General features: G+C 71.8%; 18 protein-coding genes. 4 read left to right on the top strand and 14 right to left on the bottom strand.

Going from position 1 to position 18779, the window contains the following annotated elements; genetic code table 11:
* Positions 1 to 122: 122 nt before the first annotated feature.
* The 7 genes from truB to rimP all read right to left on the bottom strand — a co-directional run bounded on the left by truB (position 123) and on the right by rimP (position 7047).
* The gene (truB, locus tag ACFW2Y_RS26105) at positions 123 to 1049 is read right to left on the bottom strand and encodes a tRNA pseudouridine(55) synthase TruB (protein WP_384883905.1); all 927 of its coding nucleotides are present in this window, start codon (positions 1047 to 1049) and stop codon (positions 123 to 125) included.
* The gene (rbfA, locus tag ACFW2Y_RS26110; protein WP_384883908.1) at positions 1046 to 1486 is read right to left on the bottom strand and encodes a 30S ribosome-binding factor RbfA; all 441 of its coding nucleotides are present in this window, start codon (positions 1484 to 1486) and stop codon (positions 1046 to 1048) included. The genes truB and rbfA overlap by 4 nt, the downstream gene beginning before the upstream one ends.
* Before the next feature lie 29 nt (positions 1487 to 1515).
* Entirely contained in the window at positions 1516 to 1809 is a 294-nt protein-coding gene (locus tag ACFW2Y_RS26115) for a DUF503 domain-containing protein (RefSeq protein ID WP_017235865.1), read from the bottom strand.
* Between the two features lie 150 nt (positions 1810 to 1959).
* Positions 1960 to 5046, bottom strand: coding sequence for a translation initiation factor IF-2 (gene infB / locus ACFW2Y_RS26120; RefSeq protein ID WP_384883911.1), 3087 nt, complete (start codon positions 5044 to 5046; stop codon positions 1960 to 1962).
* A 149-nt stretch (positions 5047 to 5195) separates the two neighbouring features.
* Complete coding sequence (locus ACFW2Y_RS26125; protein ID WP_384883914.1) at positions 5196 to 5477, bottom strand: YlxR family protein; 282 nt, start codon at positions 5475 to 5477, stop codon at positions 5196 to 5198.
* A gap of 74 nt (positions 5478 to 5551) precedes the next feature.
* A complete protein-coding gene (gene nusA / locus ACFW2Y_RS26130; protein ID WP_384883917.1) occupies positions 5552 to 6547 on the bottom strand; it encodes a transcription termination factor NusA in 996 nt (331 codons plus the stop codon).
* A 2-nt stretch (positions 6548 to 6549) separates the two neighbouring features.
* Positions 6550 to 7047: a ribosome maturation factor RimP gene (rimP, locus tag ACFW2Y_RS26135; RefSeq protein WP_384883920.1), complete on the bottom strand. Its 498-nt coding sequence runs from the start codon at positions 7045 to 7047 to the stop codon at positions 6550 to 6552.
* A gap of 124 nt (positions 7048 to 7171) precedes the next feature.
* On the opposite strand from rimP, the gene ACFW2Y_RS26140 reads away from it, so the two are divergent.
* The 4 genes from ACFW2Y_RS26140 to ACFW2Y_RS26155 are packed head-to-tail and all read left to right on the top strand — an operon-like array spanning position 7172 to position 10113.
* The gene (locus ACFW2Y_RS26140) at positions 7172 to 7825 is read left to right on the top strand and encodes a hypothetical protein (protein ID WP_384883952.1); all 654 of its coding nucleotides are present in this window, start codon (positions 7172 to 7174) and stop codon (positions 7823 to 7825) included.
* Entirely contained in the window at positions 7822 to 8238 is a 417-nt protein-coding gene (locus tag ACFW2Y_RS26145; RefSeq protein ID WP_384883923.1) for a DUF4439 domain-containing protein, read from the top strand. Before ACFW2Y_RS26140 ends, ACFW2Y_RS26145 begins: the two co-directional genes overlap by 4 nt.
* A gap of 30 nt (positions 8239 to 8268) precedes the next feature.
* Positions 8269 to 9168: an aminoglycoside phosphotransferase family protein gene (locus ACFW2Y_RS26150; protein WP_384883926.1), complete on the top strand. Its 900-nt coding sequence runs from the start codon at positions 8269 to 8271 to the stop codon at positions 9166 to 9168.
* Between the two features lie 45 nt (positions 9169 to 9213).
* Positions 9214 to 10113 (top strand): slipin family protein, encoded by a 900-nt coding sequence (locus tag ACFW2Y_RS26155; protein WP_384883929.1) that lies wholly within the window; start codon positions 9214 to 9216, stop codon positions 10111 to 10113.
* Positions 10114 to 10241: 128 nt separating this feature from the next.
* On the opposite strand, the gene ACFW2Y_RS26160 is transcribed toward ACFW2Y_RS26155, so the two are convergent.
* The 7 genes from ACFW2Y_RS26160 to aroA form a co-directional block, all read right to left on the bottom strand.
* A complete protein-coding gene (locus ACFW2Y_RS26160; protein WP_384883932.1) occupies positions 10242 to 11942 on the bottom strand; it encodes a proline--tRNA ligase in 1701 nt (566 codons plus the stop codon).
* A gap of 104 nt (positions 11943 to 12046) precedes the next feature.
* The gene (locus ACFW2Y_RS26165) at positions 12047 to 12592 is read right to left on the bottom strand and encodes a GNAT family N-acetyltransferase (RefSeq protein ID WP_384883935.1); all 546 of its coding nucleotides are present in this window, start codon (positions 12590 to 12592) and stop codon (positions 12047 to 12049) included.
* A 28-nt stretch (positions 12593 to 12620) separates the two neighbouring features.
* Positions 12621 to 13466: a GNAT family N-acetyltransferase gene (locus tag ACFW2Y_RS26170; protein ID WP_384883938.1), complete on the bottom strand. Its 846-nt coding sequence runs from the start codon at positions 13464 to 13466 to the stop codon at positions 12621 to 12623.
* A 130-nt stretch (positions 13467 to 13596) separates the two neighbouring features.
* Positions 13597 to 14754 carry a flavodoxin-dependent (E)-4-hydroxy-3-methylbut-2-enyl-diphosphate synthase gene (gene ispG / locus ACFW2Y_RS26175; protein WP_384883941.1) on the bottom strand — a complete coding sequence of 386 codons (1158 nt, stop codon included), beginning with the start codon at positions 14752 to 14754 and terminating at the stop codon, positions 13597 to 13599.
* Positions 14755 to 14857: 103 nt separating this feature from the next.
* Positions 14858 to 16165 carry a M50 family metallopeptidase gene (locus ACFW2Y_RS26180; protein ID WP_384883944.1) on the bottom strand — a complete coding sequence of 436 codons (1308 nt, stop codon included), beginning with the start codon at positions 16163 to 16165 and terminating at the stop codon, positions 14858 to 14860.
* Complete coding sequence (gene dxr, locus ACFW2Y_RS26185; RefSeq protein ID WP_384883947.1) at positions 16162 to 17412, bottom strand: 1-deoxy-D-xylulose-5-phosphate reductoisomerase; 1251 nt, start codon at positions 17410 to 17412, stop codon at positions 16162 to 16164. The genes ACFW2Y_RS26180 and dxr overlap by 4 nt, the downstream gene beginning before the upstream one ends.
* 34 nt (positions 17413 to 17446) lie before the next feature.
* Positions 17447 to 18682: a 3-phosphoshikimate 1-carboxyvinyltransferase gene (aroA, locus tag ACFW2Y_RS26190; RefSeq protein WP_384883949.1), complete on the bottom strand. Its 1236-nt coding sequence runs from the start codon at positions 18680 to 18682 to the stop codon at positions 17447 to 17449.
* Positions 18683 to 18779 lie beyond the last annotated feature (97 nt).

The following is an 18779-nucleotide window of genomic DNA, read 5'->3' on the forward strand; positions in this document are numbered from 1 at the left end:
ATCCCCCACCTTGCGGGGCACCCCCCCCCCCGGGGTCCCGGGGGGGGGGGCGGGGGGCTCCGGGGGGGGGGGGCGCGGGGGGGGCCCCCCCCCCCACGACGACCTCCACGGCCGCCCCCGGTTCAGCCGAAGACGGCGAGGCTCTTGGCCTTGCCCCGCTGGTCCTCGACCAGGGCGAGCAGCTTGCCCTCGGGTCCGAAGACCGCGACGGGCCCCTTCGGGTAATCCGGCATCTCCAGGCGGACGCCGTTCAGCAGCAGCCTGGCCCGCTTCGCGTCGACGTCCCAGCGCGGGAACGCCGCCGCAGCCGCTTCGGCGACCGGCATGACCGTGAGCTCTTCCTGGAGCTGGTCCAGGGTGCGGGCCGCGTCCAACTTGTACGGACCGACCCTGGTGCGTCGCAGTGCGGTCAGGTGACCGCCGACGCCGAGCCCGGCACCGAGGTCCCGGGCGAGCGCCCTGATGTACGTGCCGGAGGAGCACACCACCGAGACGACCAGGTCCACGACCGGGGTGCCGTCCTCGGCGGTCGCCTCGCGGACGTCGTAGACGCGGAAGGAGGAGACCGTGACCGGACGGGCCGGGATCTCGAACTCCTCGCCCCCGCGGACGCGGGCATACGACCGCTTGCCGTCGATCTTGATCGCGGAGACCTTCGACGGCACCTGCATGATGTCACCGGTCAGCTCGGCCACTCCCGCGTCGATCTGCTCGCGGGTGACCTTCGACGCGTCGACCGACGCCGTGATCTCGCCCTCGGCGTCGTCGGTGATGGTCGTCTGCCCCAGGCGGATGGTGCCCAGGTACTCCTTCTCGGTCAGCGCGAGGTGTCCGAGGAGCTTCGTCGCCCGCTCCACGCCGAGGACGAGGACCCCGGTGGCCATGGGGTCGAGCGTGCCCGCGTGGCCGACGCGACGGGTCTTGGCGATCCCGCGCATCTTGGCCACGACGTCGTGCGAAGTGAAGCCCGACGGCTTGTCGACGATGACGAGGCCGTCTCGGGGGTCCTTCCCGGTGGTCGCCGGGGAGGACTTGGTCGTGTTGCTCATTCGGCGGCTTCGTCCTCGCCCTGCTTCTTGTAGGGGTCGGCGTCACCTGCGAAGCTCGCCCCCGAGGAGGCCTGGCGCACCTGGGCGTCCGAGGCGCGCGCACGGTCGAGGAGGTTCTCGATGGTACGGGCGTTCTCCGGGAGGGCGTCGGCCACGAAGGTCAGGGTCGGGGTGAACTTGGTCCCCGCCGCCCGACCCACGGCCGAGCGGAGGACGCCCTTGGCGCTCTCCAGACCGGCCGCGGCGTTCGCCCGCTCCTCGTCGTCGCCGTAGACCGTGTAGAAGACCGTGGCCTCCCGCAGGTCACCGGTGACGCGGGTGTCCGTGATGGTCACGTGCGTGCCCAGTCGGGGGTCTTTGACGCCGCGCTGCAGCTTCTCGGCGACCACCTCCCGGATGAGGTCTGCCAGCTTCTTCGCCCGAGCGTTGTCGGCCACTGGTCCTTCTCCTTCTTTGCCTTGCTCAATCAGTCTTCATCAGTGTGGAGCCTGCGGCGCACCGACAGCAGCTCCACCTCCGGCCGGGCGGCGACGAGCCGCTCACAGCGGTCGAGCACGTCCGATACGAATCCGTGGTCCCCGGACACCAGTGCAACGCCCAGCCGGGCCCTGCGATGGAGGTCCTGGTCGCCCACCTCTGCCGCGCTCACGGAGAACTTGCGCTGGAGCTCGGCGACGATGGGCCGGACGACGGAGCGTTTCTCCTTCAACGAATGGACATCGCCGAGGAGGAGGTCGAAGGACAGTGTCCCCACGTACATGTGGTGCCGGATGTCCCGCCGGTTCGGGTTCGGTGGCCTGCCGCGCCGTCGCGGGGCAGGAACACCAGAACCGTACACGCAACGGCCGGGGCCGATCGACGGAATAAGTTCCGCCGACCGGCCCCGACTCAGTGCTGCGATCGGACGCGATCAGGCGCGCGGCTTCTCGCGCATCTCGTACGTCGCGATGACGTCGTCGACCTTGATGTCGTTGAAGTTTCCGAGGTTGATACCACCCTCGAAGCCCTCGCGGATCTCGGTGACGTCGTCCTTGAAGCGGCGCAGGCCCTCGATGTTGAGGTTCTCCGCGATGACCTTGCCGTCGCGGATGAGGCGCGCCTTGGTGTTGCGCTTGACCTCGCCCGAGCGGATGAGGACACCGGCGATGTTGCCCAGCTTGGACGAGCGGAAGACCTCGCGGATCTCCGCCGTACCGAGCTCGACCTCTTCGTACTCCGGCTTGAGGAGGCCCTTGAGCGCCGCCTCGATCTCCTCGATCGCCTGGTAGATGACCGAGTAGTACCGGACGTCGACGCCCTCGCGCTCCGCCATCTGCGCGGCACGGCCGGCCGCACGGACGTTGTAGCCGATGACGATGGCGTCGGAGCCCATGGCCAGGTCGATGTCGGACTCGGTGACCGCACCCACACCGCGGTGCAGGACGCGGATGTCGACCTCTTCGCCGACGTCGAGCTGGAGCAGCGAGGACTCGAGGGCCTCCACCGCACCGGACGCGTCGCCCTTGATGATGAGGTTGAGTTCCTGGATCTGACCGGCCTTGAGCACCTTGTCGAGGTCCTCCAGGGACACCCGACGGACGCGCTTGGCGAAAGCGGCGTTGCGCTCGCGCGCGGCGCGCTTCTCGGCGATCTGGCGGGCGGTGCGGTCCTCGTCGACGACGAGGAAGTTGTCACCGGCACCCGGAACGTTGGTGAGACCGAGCACGAGGACCGGAGTCGACGGCGCCGCCTCCTCCACGTTGTTGCCCTTGTCGTCGAGCATCGCCCGGACACGGCCGTACGCGTCGCCGACCACCATCGTGTCGCCGATGCGCAGCGTTCCGCGCTGGACCAGGACGGTCGAGACCGCACCGCGACCACGGTCGAGGTGGGACTCGATCGCGATGCCCTGCGCGTCCTGGTTCGGGTTGGCCCGCAGGTCGAGCGAGGCGTCCGCGGTGAGGACCACGGCCTCCAGCAGGGAGTCGATGTTGAGACCCTGCTTGGCGGAGATGTCGACGAACATCGTGTCGCCGCCGTACTCCTCGGCCACCAGACCGAACTCGGTCAGCTGACCGCGGACCTTGGTCGGGTCCGCACCCTCGACGTCGATCTTGTTGACCGCGACGACGATCGGCACGTCGGCCGCCTTGGCGTGGTTGAGCGCCTCGATCGTCTGGGGCATCACGCCGTCGTTGGCCGCCACCACGAGGATCGCGATGTCGGTCGACTTCGCACCGCGGGCACGCATGGCGGTGAACGCCTCGTGACCCGGGGTGTCGATGAAGGTGATGGCCCGGTCCTCGTCGTTGACCTGGGTCGTGACCTGGTAGGCACCGATGTGCTGGGTGATGCCACCGGCCTCGCCCGCGACCACGTTGGTCTTGCGGATCGCGTCGAGGAGTCGGGTCTTACCGTGGTCGACGTGACCCATGACGGTCACGACCGGCGGACGGGAGACCAGCGCCTCTTCGCCGCCCTCGTCCTCGCCGAACTCGATGTCGAAGGACTCGAGCAGCTCACGGTCCTCCTCCTCCGGCGAGACGATCTGAACCTGGTAGTTCATCTCGTCGCCGAGGAGCTGCAGGGTCTCGTCCGAGACGGACTGCGTGGCCGTGACCATCTCGCCGAGGTTCATCATGACCGCGACGAGCGACGCCGGGTTGGCGCCGATCTTCTCCGCGAAGTCGGTGAGGGACGCACCGCGCGACAGGCGAATGGCTTCACCGTTGCCGCGAGGCAGCATCACGCCGCCCACGGACGGGGCCTGCATGGCCTCGTACTCCTGGCGCCTCTGCCGCTTCGACTTGCGACCGCGACGCGCGGGACCGCCGGGACGACCGAAGGCGCCCTGCGTGCCACCACGACCACCCGGACCACCGGGACGACCGCCGAAGCCGCCGGGACGACCGCCGAAGCCGCCGCCACCGGGACCACCCGGACGACCGCCGCCGCCACCGGGACCGCCGGGACGACCGGCGAAGCCGCCGCCACCGCCGCCGGGACCGGCCGGACGACCGGCGAAGCCCGGACGACCGCCGCCACCGGCACCGCCGGGACGACCGCCACCGCCGCCGGGGCCACGACCGCCGGGGCCGGGACGCGGGCCGGCAGCGGGACGCTGCGGCATCATGCCCGGGTTCGGACGGTTACCGCCGGGCGCACCGCCCGGACGGGGGGCCTGCGGGCGGGGCATGCCGCCCGGGGTCGGACGCGGAGCGCCGCCCTGGGGACGCGGGGCACCACCGGGGCCGCCCTGCGGACGCGGGGCGCCCGGAGCGGCACCGGGACCGCCGGGACGGGGGGCACCGCCACCCGGACGGGGCGCCTGCGGGCGCGCCATGCCGGTGGAGCCGCCAGAGGTGAAGGGGTTGTTGCCCGGACGGGGACCGGCCGGACGGGAACCGCCCGGACGGGGACCCTGCTGGCCGCCGGGGCGCGGTGCGCCCTGGCCCTGCGGGCGGTTCTGCTGGCCCGGACGCGCGCCCGGACGCGGGCCCGGGGTCGCACCGGAGGGACGCTGACCGGCGGCGGGAGCCGACGGGGGCGCCGTGAACTCCGGGGTCGTCGGAGCCGGGGAGGTCGGCGCCGGCTTCGGCGCGGCCGGGGGCTTCGGACCCGGGGTGGGACGCGGGCCGGGGGTGGCCGGCGTCACGGGCTTCTCGGCCGCCGCGGGCTTGGGCGCCGGGGTGGGCGCGCCAGGCTTCGGGGCAGCGGGACGGGGGGCCGCCGGCTTGGCGACGGGGGAGGTGCCCCCGGCCTGCGCGGGGGCCGACGGTGCCGGCTTGGGCGCGGCGGGGGACGGCGCTGCCTTGCGGGGCGCGCCGGGCTTCGCAGCGGTCTTGCCGGCGTTGCCACCGGGACCCTGCAAAGCATCAGTCAACTTGCGCACGACCGGCGCCTCGATCGTCGAGGACGCCGAACGGACGAATTCACCGAGTTCTTGGAGCTTGGCCATGACGACCTTGCTCTCCACACCGAACTCCTTGGCGAGTTCGTATACCCGGACCTTAGCCACTTCGCTCCTTTGAGGTCCGGATTACCGCCGGACCGTCGCTACTTCATGGGCGTACTCATCGCGTACTCATCGAGTGCTCATCGCAATCTCGACCTACTTCCAACTCGCGAGGTACCTGACCGCACGGTGTTCCGTGCCGTACTTCTTGTTCACTGCGGTGCCACCTGCTCGACGTGCTGGCGGAGCGCCTCGGTGTCGAGCGGTCCCTGGGCCTTGAAGGCCCTCGGGAAGGCTCGACGGCGTACCGCCAGATCGAGACAGACCACGGCGGGGTGCAGGTACGCACCCCGGCCGGGTAGCGTACCGCGATGATCGGGAACGCACTCGTCCTTACTCACCACGATCCGCAGCAGATCGCTCTTGGCCGCCCGCTCCCGGCACCCCACACAGGTTCGCTCAGGGCACGCGCGGGCATGCGTCCGGCCAGACACGATTAAGTCTACCTCCCCGTACCGACCTCACCCGTTTGGGGCAAAAATCGAACAGTCGATGGCCAAAAAGGGCCTCAGTCCTGCGGTTCGACCGGCTCCGTGTCCGGACGGATGTCGATCCGCCAGCCGGTGAGCCGCGCGGCGAGGCGGGCGTTCTGCCCCTCCTTGCCGATCGCCAGCGACAGCTGGTAGTCCGGCACCGTCACCCGGGCGGAGCGGGCGGCCAGGTCGACGATCTCGACCTTGGAGACCCGCGCCGGGGAGAGCGCGTTCGCCACCATCTCGGCCGGGTCGTCCGACCAGTCGACGATGTCGATCTTCTCACCGAGCAGCTCCGCCATCACGTTGCGGACCCGGCTGCCCATCGGGCCGATGCAGGCGCCCTTGGGGTTCAGGCCCGAACGGGTGGACCGAACGGCGATCTTGGTGCGGTGGCCGGCCTCACGGGCGATGGCCGCGATCTCGACGGAACCGTCGGCGATCTCCGGCACCTCCAGCGCGAAGAGCTTCTTCACCAGATTGGGGTGGGTGCGCGAAAGGGTGACGGACGGACCGCGGACGCCCTTCGCCACCCGGACGACGTACGTGCGCAGCCGCAGGCCGTGCGTGTAGTCCTCGCCCGGCACCTGCTCCTGCTTGGGCAGGATGGCCTCCAGCTTGTCGTCCAGCTTCACCAGGACGTTCTGCGGGTCCTTGCCCTGCTGCACCACACCGGCGACGACGTCGCCCTCGCGGCGCGCGTACTCGCCGAAGGTCACGTCGTTCTCGGCGTCCCGCAGCCGCTGCTGGATGACCTGGCGGGCGGTACTCGCCGCGATCCGGCCGAAGTCCGACGGGGTGTCGTCGAAGTCCTTGGGCTCCTGGCCCTCCTCCAGGTCGGAGGGGTCCTCCTTCGCCCACACCGTCACGTGGCCGGTGGCCCGGTTCAGCTCCACGCGCGCGTGACGGCGGGCGTCGGGGGTGCGGTGGTACGCGATGAGGAGGGCCGATTCGATCGCCTCGACCAGCATCTCGAAGGAGATTTCCTTCTCCTGTGCCAAGCCCTTCAGGAGCTTCACGTCGATGTCCACGGCTACGCCTCCTCTTCCTTCTTGTCCTTGCGGTTGAACTCGATCTCGACACGCGCCTTGGCGATCTCGGCGAACTCGACGCGGCGGGCGGTGGGCTTGCGCCCCTTCACGCCGGGAACCTCCGTGTCGATGCCGTCCTCGTCCACGGCGAGGATCCGGGTCACCAGGTCCCCGCCCTCGACGAGCTGGAGCTTCGCCAGCCGGCCGGTGGCCCGCACGTAGTGGCGGTGCTCGGTCAGGGGGCGGTCGGCGCCGGGGGAACTGACTTCGAGGACGTACTCGCCCTCGCCCATCGCGTCGGTCTCGTCGAGCTTCTCGGAGATCGCGCGGCTCAGCTCGGCACAGGCGTCCAGCTCCACGCCCTCGTCCGAGTCGACGACGATCCGCAGCAGTCCGCGGCGGCCGGCCCGGGACGTCTCGATCTCTTCCAGATCCAGGCCCTTGGCGGCGACGAGCGGCTCCACGAGTCCGCGCAGCCTGTCGCTCTGGGTGGTGCTCATCCGGGTGACTCCTCGGCCGCGTGTGCTGTTGTGGGTTCGTCGCGTGTCAGACCAAAGGGTATCCGGTCCCGGAGGGTGTTGCCGTCCACCGCCCCGGAGCCCGCGGGTACGCTCGCCTGCGGTGATCTCGGCGATCTTCGACGACGGACGGCAGACGGGGAGAGAAGACGTGCGGACGACGGGCAGACGCGGACTCCTCGTGGCGGGAGCTGCGGCGGGAGCGACGGTCCTCACAGCCTGCACCTCGACGGGCGGTGGCCCCCGGCGGCCGAGCGCCGCCGAGCTGGAGGCCGAACGGGTGGCGCGCGCCGAAGCCGCCCTGCGGCTGCGGTCGGTGACCACCGCGCACGCGCTGCTGGAACGTTACGACGCCACGCTGGCCGCACACCCGGCGCTGACGGCCCGACTCGCCCCGCTGCGCGGTGCGGTGGTGGCGCACGCCGAGGTCCTGGGCGAGGGGGGTGCGACGCCGCCGCCCGCGCCGCCCACTCCGCCCGCGCCGCCCACGCCGCCCACGCCGCCCACGCCGCCCACGCCGGCAGCAGACCCGTCGACCGCCACCGCCACCGGGAAGCCCACGGCCTCCGGCACGCCCGTTCGGGTGGCGACCGACCCCCGGGCCGCCCTGCAGGAACTCGCCGCCGCCGAGCGCGCCGCTTCGGACGGGCACGCAGCCGCGCTGCTCGCCGCCCCTCCCGAGTACGCACGGCTCCTCGCCTCGGTCGCGGCGTCGGGCGCCGTGCACGCCTATCTGCTGACCGAAGGAGCCCGGGCATGAGCGCCCTCGACGCCACCCAGGCCGCGCTGGCCGCCGAGCACGCCGCGGTGTACGGCTACGGCGTCGTCGGCGGGCGGCTGGGAGCGGAGCGGCACGCCGAAGCCACCGCCGCCCACACGGCCCACCGGGCGCGCCGGGACGCGCTGCGCCGTACCGTGCGGGACCTCGGCGGGACGCCGGTGGTGGCCGAGGCCGCGTACGCGCTGCCGTTCCGGGTCGCGGACGCGGCCGACGCGGCACGACTCGCCGCCGTCCTGGAAGACCGGGTGGCCGGGGTGTATTCCGATCTCGTGCGGGCCACCGAGGGCCGCGCGCGGGGCGAGGCCGCCGCCGCGCTCCGGGAGGCGGCGGTACGCGCGGTCCGCTGGCGCGGCAGCGACGTAACCTTTCCTGGGCTCGCCGAGCGCGCCTAGTCCCGCACCGACCGAAGGAACAACGCACGCATGGGTTTCGAACCGCCGCAGCGACTGCTCAGGACGCTCGGCGAGACGTACGGGGACGCCACGGCGGCCGAGTGGCTCGGAAAGCTGCCCGCGCTCGCTGATCAGGTGCTCGACCACGCCTCCCTGGACGGCGAACGGGTGATGGCTCCCGGCGGACGGAGCAGCCTGGTCGTGCTCGTCCGGCGCCCCGACGGCTCCCCCGCCGCGTTGAAGCTCGCGCCGCCGTTCGCCCGACCGGACCTGGAACGGGACGCGCTGGCGCACTGGGACGGCTGGGGCGCGGTGCGGCTCCTCGACGAGGCGGGTGAGGGCGCGCTCCTCCTCGAACGGCTGCACCCCGAGGTGTCCCTGCGGTCCCTGCCGGAGGCGAAGGCGCTCCTGGAGGCCGCCGGCACCGTCCGGAGGCTGTGGGTCGAGCCGCCGGCGTCGCACGGCTTCGAGACCGTGGCGGACCGGACGGCCCGGCAGGCCGAGGCCATGGGCCCCCACCTCTCCGGGGCGACGACCGGCGAACTGACGGCGGCGGCGCTCGCGGCGCGCGAGGAGCTGGTGGCGGCCGACGCCGAGGCCGTCCTGCTGCACGGGAACTTCCGGCAGGGCAAGGTGCTCGCCGGCGACCGGGCGCCCTGGCTGGCCGTCGGCCCCGAGCCGCTGGTCGGCGAGCGGGCCTACGACCTCGCCCGGCTCGTCCGGGACCGGGTCGAGGACCTGGTGGCCGCTTCCTCGGGCGCCTCGGCGGCCCGGCGGCGGGTCAACAAGCTGGCGGACTCGCTGGACGTGGACCGTGAGCGACTGCGCGGCTGGACCCTGTTCCGCGCCGTCGAATCGGGGACGAGGGCGCTGACGGCGGGGCGGCGACAGGATGCCGAGCTGCTCCTGGAGTTCGCGGGCTGGCTTTAGGGAATACCCTTTTTGTACCGTTCGGCTCGATTCCAGGGGGCCGTGATGATCCAAGAGCTGCTGATGGTGGCGGCCGGCGTGGGCGCGGCGGCCGTGGTGTACGCGGGTGCGGCGGCACGGATCGTGAAGCAGTACGAGCGCGGCGTGGTCTTCCGCTTCGGTCGGCTGCGCGACGACGTCCGCCCACCGGGGTTCACGATGATCGTGCCGATCGTGGACACCCTGCACAAGGTGAACATGCAGATCGTCACGATGCCGGTGCCCGCGCAGGAGGGCATCACGCGGGACAACGTGACGGTGCGGGTCGACGCGGTCGTCTACTTCAAGGTCGTCGACCCCGCGGACGCGGTGGTCCGGGTCGAGGACTACAAGTTCGCGGTCTCGCAGATGGCACAGACCTCGCTGCGGTCCATCATCGGCAAGAGCGACCTGGACGACCTGCTCTCGAACCGGGAGAAGCTCAACCAGGGCCTGGAGCTGATGCTCGACAGTCCGGCGATGGGCTGGGGCGTCGCGATCGACCGGGTCGAGATCAAGGACGTGTCGCTGCCGGAAACCATGAAGCGCTCGATGGCCCGGCAGGCGGAGGCCGACCGCGAACGACGGGCCCGGGTGATCAACGCGGACGCGGAGCTCCAGGCATCGAAGAAGCTGGCGGAGGCGGCGGGGGTGATGTCGGCGCAGCCGGCCGCGCTGCAGCTGCGGCTGCTGCAGACGGTGATGGCCGTGTCCGCCGAGAAGAACTCGACGCTGGTCCTGCCGATCCCGGTGGAGCTGCTGCGCTTCCTGGAGCGCGCGGCCCCCGGGGTGGCGGGTGAGGAGGCGGTCACGCCGGCGCCGCCGCTGAGCGAGGCGTACTTGCGGGGCCGGGCGGCGGCGGAGGAGGCGATCGAAGACCTGACGGGGACGTCGGTGGAACCGGCTCCCCGGGAGGACGGCACCTGAGCCCCGCCCGGCCGGGCCGGCCCGGGACCGTTCCGGACCGGCGGGCCACGGGTGGGTACGGGTGCCGCCCCGCGCACACGGGGGCGGACGGAGGGGGGCGCCGCCCGGCGGGGTGGCGCCCCCTCCTTTCACGCGGTCAGACGGGCGAGGGCCTCGTCGACCGGAAGCTCCTCGCGCTCCCCCGTCCGGCGGTCCTTCAGCTCCACCACGCCTTCGCCCGAGCGGCGACCCGCGACGAGGATCTTCGGGACGCCCATCAGCTCGGCATCGGTGAACTTGACGCCCGGGGAGACCCCCGCGCGGTCGTCGACCAGGACGCGGAGGCCGGCGGCGGCCAGCTTGTCCGAGAGCTCCAGGGCCAGCTCGATCTGGAGGGCCTTGCCGGCGGCGACGACGTGGACGTCCGCGGGGGCGACCTCAGCGGGCCAGCACAGGCCCTTCTCGTCGGCGGTCTGCTCGGCGAGGGCCGCGACCGCGCGGGAGACGCCGATGCCGTACGAGCCCATGGTCACCCGGACCGGCTTGCCGTTCTGGCCGAGGACGTCGAGCTTGAGGGCGTCGGCGTACTTGCGGCCCAGCTGGAAGATGTGACCGATCTCGATCGCGCGGTCCAGCTTGAGGCCGGTGCCGCACTCGGGGCAGGGGTCGCCCTCCTGGACGACGACGACGTCGACGTACTCGTCGACCTCGAAGTCACGGCCCGCGACCACGTTCTTGGCGTGCATCCCGTCCTTGTTGGCACCCGTGATCCAGGCGGTACCGGGGGCCACCCGCGGGTCGGCGAGGTACTTCACCTTCTCCAGCCCCTGCGGGCCGACGTAGCCGCGGACCAGGTCCGCACGCTCGGCGAAGTCCGTCTCCGTCACCATCTCCACGGTCGCCGGGGCGAAGTGCGCCTCGACCTTGTCCAGGTCGACCTCGCGGTCTCCGGGGACACCGACCGCGACGATCTCGCCGTCGACCTTCACCAGGAGGTTCTTGAGGGTCGCGGAGGCGGGCACGCCCAGGGAGGCCGCGAGGGTCTCGATCGTCGGGGTGTCCGGGGTGGGGATCTCCTCGGCAGCCGCGACGGCGGAGCCGTCCACCGCCTTCAGCCCGTACGCGACGGCCTCGGTGTTGGCCGCGAAGTCGCAGTTCGGGCAGTCGGCGAAGGTGTCCTCGCCGGCCTCGGCCGGGGCGAGGAACTCCTCGGACTTCGATCCGCCCATGGCGCCCGCGGTGGCGGCACAGATGCGGTAGTCGAGGCCGAGGCGCTCGAAGACGCGCTGGTAGGCCTGGCGGTGCAGGGCGTAGGAGTGGGCGAGGCCCTCGTCCTCGGTGTCGAAGGAGTAGGAGTCCTTCATCAGGAACTCCCGGCCGCGCAGGATGCCGGCGCGGGGACGGGCCTCGTCGCGGAACTTGGTCTGGATCTGGTAGAGGATCACCGGCAGGTCCTTGTAGGACGAGCACTGGTCCTTCACCAGGAGCGTGAAGATCTCCTCGTGGGTGGGGCCGAGGAGGTAGTCGCCGCCCTTGCGGTCCTGGAGCCGGAAGAGTTCGGCGCCGTACTCGTCCCAACGGCCGGTGGCCTCGTAGGGCTCGCGGGGCAGCAGCGCGGGGAGGGAGACCTCCTGGGCGCCGATGGCGTCCATCTCCTCGCGGACGATCCGCTCGACGTTGGCCAGGACCTTCTTGCCGAGGGGCAGCCAGCTCCAGATGCCGGCGGCGGTGCGTCGGACGTAGCCGGCGCGGACGAGGAGCTTGTGGCTGAGGACCTCGGCGTCCGCCGGGTCGTCGCGCAGCGTCTTCGCCATCAACTGGGACATGCGCTGGACCGGTGCGTTGGCCATGGTTCTCGTACTCCTGCCGGGCTGGTGGTCCCCCGCTCAAACGCGGCCGAGCGTGGGGGAGGTGATGGCTAGGAGGTTAGCCGGGGGGCACCGGCGACGAGAAATCAGTTCCGGCGCTTGAGCGGCAGCGGGGCGCCCATGACCGCGTACGGGCGGGTGGCGCTGGGGAAGTGGACCTGCCGGGCCAGGTCGACGTAGCCGAGGGACCGGTAGAGGCGGCGGGCCGGGCTTTCGGTGTCGATCGCGGAGAGGATCGAACGCGGCTCGGCGGCGCCGTCGGTGAGCGTGGTGATCAGCGAACGGCCCAGGCCCCGGCCCTGGAAGGCGGGGTGGACGTGGAGCTCGGTGATGGCGAAGGAGTCGTCGAGCCAGTCGGCGGTGCCGGTGGCCCTCAGGTACGTCTCGACCACGGTGGACCACCAGTGGGTGCGGTCGTTCGGCATCCCGTACACGAAGCCGACGAGCCGTCCCTCGGGCGTGGTGGCCCCGAGGGCGCGGGCGCCGGGGCTGAGGAGGTGGCGCAGCACGATGTGGCGGCGCACGGCGACCTCGTCGTCGTCCAGGCCGAAGGCGACCGCCTGCACGGCGAGGGCCTCGTCCACCCGGGCGGCGAGATTGACCGGTCCGATCGCGACCTCTGCGTCATCCATGCGGCGCACCCTACAAGCGCCCGGGGCCTCAGAACAGCACGCTCATGAAGGCGCCGGTCTCGCGGAAGCCGACGCGGCGGTACGCGGCCCTCGCCGGGGTGTTGAAGTCGTTGACGTACAGGCTGACGACGGGGGCGACATCGGCCAGGGCGTACTGGACGACGGCGGCCATGCCGGTCTCGGAGAGGCCCTTGCCGCGGTGTTCGGGGGCGACCCAGACGCCCTGGATCTGGCAGGCCTGGTGGGTGGCGGCACCGATCTCGGCCTTGAAGACGACCTTGCCGTCCTCGATGCGGGCGAAGGAACGGCCGGCGCCGACGAGCTCGGCGACCCGGGCCTGGTAGAGCAGGCCGCCGTCGTTGGCGAGCGGGGAGACGCCGACCTCCTCGGTGAACATGGCGACGCAGGCGGGCATGATCACCTCCATCTCGTCCTTGCGGACGCGGCGGACCAGCGGATCGGGCGCGACCGTGTCGGAGGGCTCCTCGGTGACCATCAACGGCTGATGGGCACGGACGTCCCTGGCCGGGCCCCAGCCGGGCTCCAGGAGCCGCCACAGCGCGGCGGTGGGCTCGGCGGGGCCCACGATCGAGGAGCACCGCCGACCGATCCTGCGGGCCCGGTCGGCGAAGGCGCGGACGGCCTCGGGGGTGGCGCAGATGGGGACGAGGTTGGCACCGGAGTAGCACAGCGAGCGCAGTCTGCCCTCGGTGTACCAGCCCCACATCTCGCCGCCGAGGCGCCAGGGATCGAGTCCCGCGGCCCGGACGCGAGCGGCGACGAAGGCGTTCTCGACGGGGGCGCTCTCCAGGACGGCGAGCGCGGCACCGAGGTCGGCGGGTTCGAGGACCCGCGTGGTGGTCTCTGTCAGCACGAGGGGGCCTCACGGTACGGATCTGCTGGTCTCCGCACTGTACCCCCGTGGCACCGGGCGGGGCCCGTCATGCCGAGGAGGCCCCTCCACCGGGTGGGGCGGAGGGGCCTCGTGCGGGGTTCCGGAAGGGTCAGCCGGCGACGGCGACCGTCGGCTCGCCGCTGACGACGCCGTCCTTCTCCATCTGCTCGGCGATCTTGAGCGCCTCTTCGATGAGGGTCTCGACGATCTTCGACTCGGGAACGGTCTTGATCACCTCGCCCTTGACGAAGATCTGGCCCTTGCCGTTGCCGGAGGCGACGCCGAGGTCGGCCTCGCGGGCCTCGCCGGGGCCGTTGACGACGCAGCCCATGACGGCGACGCGCAGCGGGACGGTCATGCCGTCGAGGCCGGCGGTGACCTCCTCGGCGAGCTTGTAGACGTCGACCTGGGCGCGTCCGCAGGACGGGCAGGAAACGATCTCCAGGCGGCGCTGGCGCAGGTTCAGCGACTCCAGGATCTGGATGCCGACCTTGATCTCCTCGGCCGGCGGCGCGGAGAGCGAGACCCGGATGGTGTCGCCGATGCCCTGGGAGAGCAGGGCGCCGAAGGCGACGGCCGACTTGATGGTGCCCTGGAAGGCGGGGCCCGCCTCGGTGACGCCGAGGTGGAGCGGGTAGTCACACTGGGCGGCGAGCTGGCGGTACGCCTCCACCATGACGACCGGGTCGTTGTGCTTGACCGAGATCTTGATGTCGCGGAAGCCGTGCTCCTCGAAGAGGGACGCCTCCCAGAGCGCGGATTCGACGAGCGCCTCGGGGGTGGCCTTGCCGTACTTCTTCAGGAGCCGGGCGTCGAGCGAGCCGGCGTTGACCCCGATCCGGATCGGGGTGCCGGCGTCGGAGGCCGCCTTGGCGATCTCCTTGACCTTGTCGTCGAACTGCTTGATGTTGCCCGGGTTGACGCGGACGGCCGCGCAGCCGGCTTCGATCGCGGCGAAGACGTACTTCGGCTGGAAGTGGATGTCGGCGATGACCGGAATGGAGGACTTCCGGGCGATCGTGGCGAGCGCGTCGGCATCGTCCTGGGTGGGGCAGGCCACCCGGACGATCTGGCAGCCGGAGGCGGTGAGCTCGGCGATCTGTTGGAGCGTGGCGCCGATGTCGGAGGTGCGGGTCGTCGTCATCGACTGCACGGAGACGGGGGCGTCACCGCCGACGGCCACGCTGCCGACCTGGATCTGGCGGCTCTTGCGCCGCTCGGCGAGCCGGGTCGGAACGGTCGGGATACCGAGAGAAATCGCGGTCATCTGAAGTGCAACCTCAAGGTTGTGCGTCGGCGGGCTCAGGTCTCCGAGGTTACCGCCCCGGGGGCGGAGGGCCGGACACCACCGGGTCCGGCCCTCCTGGGGATCACGTGATCTTCACCGGGTTGACGATGTCGGCGGCGAGGACGAGCAGCGTGAAGCAGACGAAGACGCCGGCCACCACGTAGGCGGCGGGCATCAGCTTGGCCACGTCGAACGGGCCCGGGTCCGGGCGCTTGAAGATCCGCGCCGCGTGCCGGCGGAGGGACTCCCACAGGGCGCCCGCGATGTGGCCGCCGTCGAGCGGCAGCAGCGGGAGCATGTTGAACAGGAAGAGCGAGACGTTGAACATGACCAGCAGGTTCATGAACATCACGAGGATCGTCGTCGGCGGTGCCTCGACGGTCAGCAGTTCGCCGGTGATGCGGGCGGCGCCGACGACGCCGACCGGGGAGTCCTCGGCCCGCTCGCCGTCGCCGAAGGTGGCGTCCCACAGGCCGGGGATCTTGCCCGGGAGGGCGATGACCGAGTGGACGCCGTTCTCCAGGAGGCTGGTCATCCGCTCGGAGGTCTCGCTGAAGGTCAGGGGTGCGACCTCGGACGTCGGTTGGAAGCCGAGGTAGCCGGCGTCGACGTACTGGACCGGTCGGACCACGTTGCCGTCCGCGTCCTTCTTCTCGACCTTGTTGACGACCAGACTGGGGTGCAGGTCGAGCCGCTGCCCGTCCCGCTCCACGGTGAGGGTGGCGGGGCCGATGGTGGCGCGGATGCGATCGGAGAGCGCGTCCCAGTCGGCGACCGGACGTCCGTTCAGGGCGAGGATGCGGTCCCCGTCCTTGAGCCCCGCCGCGTACGCGGGCGAGACCTGGTCGCCCGCCTGGCACTCGTTGCGCTTCTCGCTCTGCTTGATGACGCACTTCTGGACGCCGGCCACCTGGGTCGTCGGGCCCTCGATGCCGAGCGTCATCATCGAGCCGAAGAACAGCGCCGCCGCCAGGACCAGGTTCATGAAGGGACCGGCGAACATCACGATCACGCGCTTCCACGGCTTGCGCGTGTAGAAGAGCCGCGTCTCGTCGCCGGGCTGGAGCTCCTCGTACGAGGCCTCCCGGGCGTCTTCGATCATGGAGCGCCAGGGCGAGGTGGAGCGGGCTTCGATCCTGCCGTCGTCGCCGGGCGGGAACATGCCGATCATGCGGATGTAGCCGCCGGCCGGAATGGCCTTGATGCCGTACTCGGTCTCGCCGCGCTTCTTCGACCAGATCGTGGGGCCGAAGCCGACCATGTACTGCGGCACCCGGATGCCGAAGAGCTTGGCGGTGGAGAGGTGGCCCAGCTCGTGCCACGCGATGGAGACGAGGAGCCCCAGCGCGAACAGCAGGATGCCCAGGGCGTACAGGAGCATTTCGGTCATGCGCGGGCCTCCGCTGTTGCCTTCGCTGCGAGCTCTCGGGCCCGGGCCCGGGCCCAGGTCTCCGCTTCGAGGACGTCCGACACCGTGAGCGAGGTTCCCCGTGTGGGCTGTCCGTGCTCGGTGACGACCGCTGTGACCGTATCCATGATTCCGTTGAACGGCAGCCGTCCGGCGAGAAACGCCTCGACGCACTCCTCGTTCGCGGCGTTGAAGACGGCGGGGGCGGTGCCGCCCAGCTCGCCCACGTGCCGGGCCAGGCCGACGGACGGGAAGGCCTCGGTGTCGAGCGGGAAGAACTCCCAGCTGGACGCCTCGGTCCAGTCGAAGGCGGGGGCCGCGTCCGGGACGCGCTCGGGCCAGCCGATGCCGATGGCGATCGGGCCGCGCATGTCCGGAGGGGTGGCCTGGGCGAGCGTCGAACCGTCCGTGAACTCGACCATCGAGTGGACGTACGACTGCGGGTGGACGACGACCTCGATGCGGTCGAACGGGATGTCGTAGAGCAGATGGGCCTCGATGACCTCCAGGCCCTTGTTCACCAGGGTCGCGCTGTTGACCGTGATGACGGGGCCCATGGCCCAGGTCGGGTGGGCGAGGGCGTCCTCGCGGGTGACGTGGGCCAGCTCTTCGCGGGTACGGCCGCGGAAGGGGCCGCCGGACGCGGTGACGACCAGCTTGCGGACGTCGGCGCGGGTGCCGGCGGCGAGCGCCTGGAAGAGGGCCGCGTGCTCGGAGTCGACCGGAATGATCTGACCGGGCTTGGCGAGCTCCTTCACGAGGGGGCCGCCGACGATCAGCGACTCCTTGTTCGCGAGGGCCAGGGTGCGGCCCGCTTCGAGGGCGGCGAGGGTGGGGGCGAGGCCGATGGAGCCGGTGATGCCGTTGAGGACGGTGTGGCACGGGGAGGCGGCCAGCCGGGTGGCGGCGTCGGGGCCCGCCAGCAGCTCGGGGAGCGGCTCGGAGCCGTACAGCGCCCGCAGCGCCTCGCGCAGCTCGGGAAGCACCTCCTCGCGCGCCACGGCGACCGCGGCGACCTTCAGCCGGTGCGCCTGCTCGGCGAGCAGTCCGACCCGGCCGCCGGAAGCGGCCAGGGCGGTGACCCGGAAGCGGTCGGGGTTGCGCAGCACCAGGTCGATGGCCTGGGTGCCGATGGACCCGGTCGATCCGAGGACGACGACGTCCCGGCGTCCTTCGGACACGTCGAAGGCGATGTGCGGGTCGGCAAGAGGAGAGGGGCGGTCGCTCATGCCCCCCATTCTCACCGCAAACCCCGTGCCGTCTTCACGGGGTGCGGACGAACGCGTCGAACACCCGGTGGAAGTCGGGGAAGGTCTTCTTCACGCAGCCGGGGTCGTCGAAGGTGATGCCGGGCGTGCGCAGCGCCGTGACCGCGAAGGACATCACGATCCGGTGGTCGCCGTGGGTGGCGATCTCGACGGGCCCGGTCGGGGTGCCGGGGTGGATCTCGATCCAGTCGGGGCCGGTGCGGACGGTGATGCCCAGGCGCCGGAGGTTCTCGGCGCAGGCGTCGAGCCGGTCGCACTCCTTGACCCGGGTGTTGGCGACGTCCTCGATGCGGACCGGGCCGTCGGCGAAGGGGGCGATCGCGGCGAGGGTCGGCATGGTGTCGGAGATGTCCCGCATGTTGACCGTGAGGCCGCGCAGGGTGCCGGTGGAGCGGACGGTGGTGCCGGTGGCGGTGGTCTCGACCTCGGCGCCCATGCGGCGCAGCACGTCGACGAAGGCCAGGTCTCCCTGGAGGGCTCCGGTGCCGAGGCCGGGGACCGTGACGGAGCGCCCCGGTTCGAGGGCCGCGGCGGCGAAGAAGTAGCTGGCGGTGGAGGCGTCGGGCTCGATCCCGTAGGTGTGCGCGCGGTAGCCGGTGGGGGCGACGCGGTAGGTCCGTCCGTCCCGGGTGACCTCGGCCCCGAAGGACCGCATCATCGCGAGGGTGATCTCGACGTACGGCTCCGAGACCAGGTCGGTGACGGTGATGTCGAGGCCCTCCGCGGTGAGCGGCCCCAGCATGAGCAGGGCGGTCAGGTACTGGGAGGACTGTCCGGCGTCGAGGGTGAGCGAGCCGCCCTTCACCCCGTCGGCGTGGACGGCGAGCGGGTGGTGGCCGTCCTTCTCGCCGTGCCGGAGGTCCACGCCGAGCTCGCGCAGGGCGGTGCTGAGCGGGCCGAGGGGACGGCGGCGCATCTGGGCGGAGGCGTCGAAGTGGTAGGTGCCGTGGCCGGCGGCCACCAGGGTGGGCAGGAAGCGGGCGGTGGTGGCGCCGTCCCGGCAGTAGACCTCGGCACCGTCCGTGCCGGGACCGGCGGGACGGCCCTCGATGTGCCAGGCGTCGGGCTCCCGCCGGACGGCGTAGCCGAGGGAGGCGAGGCCTTCGGCGAAGCCCTCGGTGTCGTCGGAAGCGAGTGGGCGTACGAGGGTCGTGGTGCCTTCGGCCGCTGCGGCGAGGAAGAGCGCCCGAGCGGTGACGGACTTGGAGCCGGGAATGTCGATGACGGTCACGGCCCCATCCTGCCGGTTCGTTCGGCTGTGCGAGCCGGCGGTCCGGCACATGGACGGAGCCGCCCGCATCGCGGCGCGTCCGGTCCGGTGCGGGGAC

Origin of the sequence: Streptomyces sp. NPDC058877, assembly GCF_042742855.1 — a bacterium.
Lineage (GTDB): Bacteria > Actinomycetota > Actinomycetes > Streptomycetales > Streptomycetaceae > Streptomyces.

Bases quoted from the DNA above. Each gene is read 5' to 3' on its own strand.
- truB (WP_384883905.1), bottom strand. From the start codon at position 1,049: ATGAGCAACACGACCAAGTCCTCCCCGGCGACCACCGGGAAGGACCCC.
- ACFW2Y_RS26115 (WP_017235865.1), bottom strand. From the start codon at position 1,809: ATGTACGTGGGGACACTGTCCTTCGACCTCCTCCTCGGCGATGTCCAT.
- rimP (WP_384883920.1), bottom strand. From the start codon at position 7,047: ATGAGCACCACCCAGAGCGACAGGCTGCGCGGACTCGTGGAGCCGCTC.
- ACFW2Y_RS26145 (WP_384883923.1), top strand. From the start codon at position 7,822: ATGAGCGCCCTCGACGCCACCCAGGCCGCGCTGGCCGCCGAGCACGCC.
- ACFW2Y_RS26150 (WP_384883926.1), top strand. From the start codon at position 8,269: ATGGGTTTCGAACCGCCGCAGCGACTGCTCAGGACGCTCGGCGAGACG.
- ACFW2Y_RS26155 (WP_384883929.1), top strand. From the start codon at position 9,214: ATGATCCAAGAGCTGCTGATGGTGGCGGCCGGCGTGGGCGCGGCGGCC.
- ACFW2Y_RS26160 (WP_384883932.1), bottom strand. From the start codon at position 11,942: ATGGCCAACGCACCGGTCCAGCGCATGTCCCAGTTGATGGCGAAGACG.
- ACFW2Y_RS26165 (WP_384883935.1), bottom strand. From the start codon at position 12,592: ATGGATGACGCAGAGGTCGCGATCGGACCGGTCAATCTCGCCGCCCGG.
- ispG (WP_384883941.1), bottom strand. From the start codon at position 14,754: ATGACCGCGATTTCTCTCGGTATCCCGACCGTTCCGACCCGGCTCGCC.
- ACFW2Y_RS26180 (WP_384883944.1), bottom strand. From the start codon at position 16,165: ATGACCGAAATGCTCCTGTACGCCCTGGGCATCCTGCTGTTCGCGCTG.
- dxr (WP_384883947.1), bottom strand. From the start codon at position 17,412: ATGAGCGACCGCCCCTCTCCTCTTGCCGACCCGCACATCGCCTTCGAC.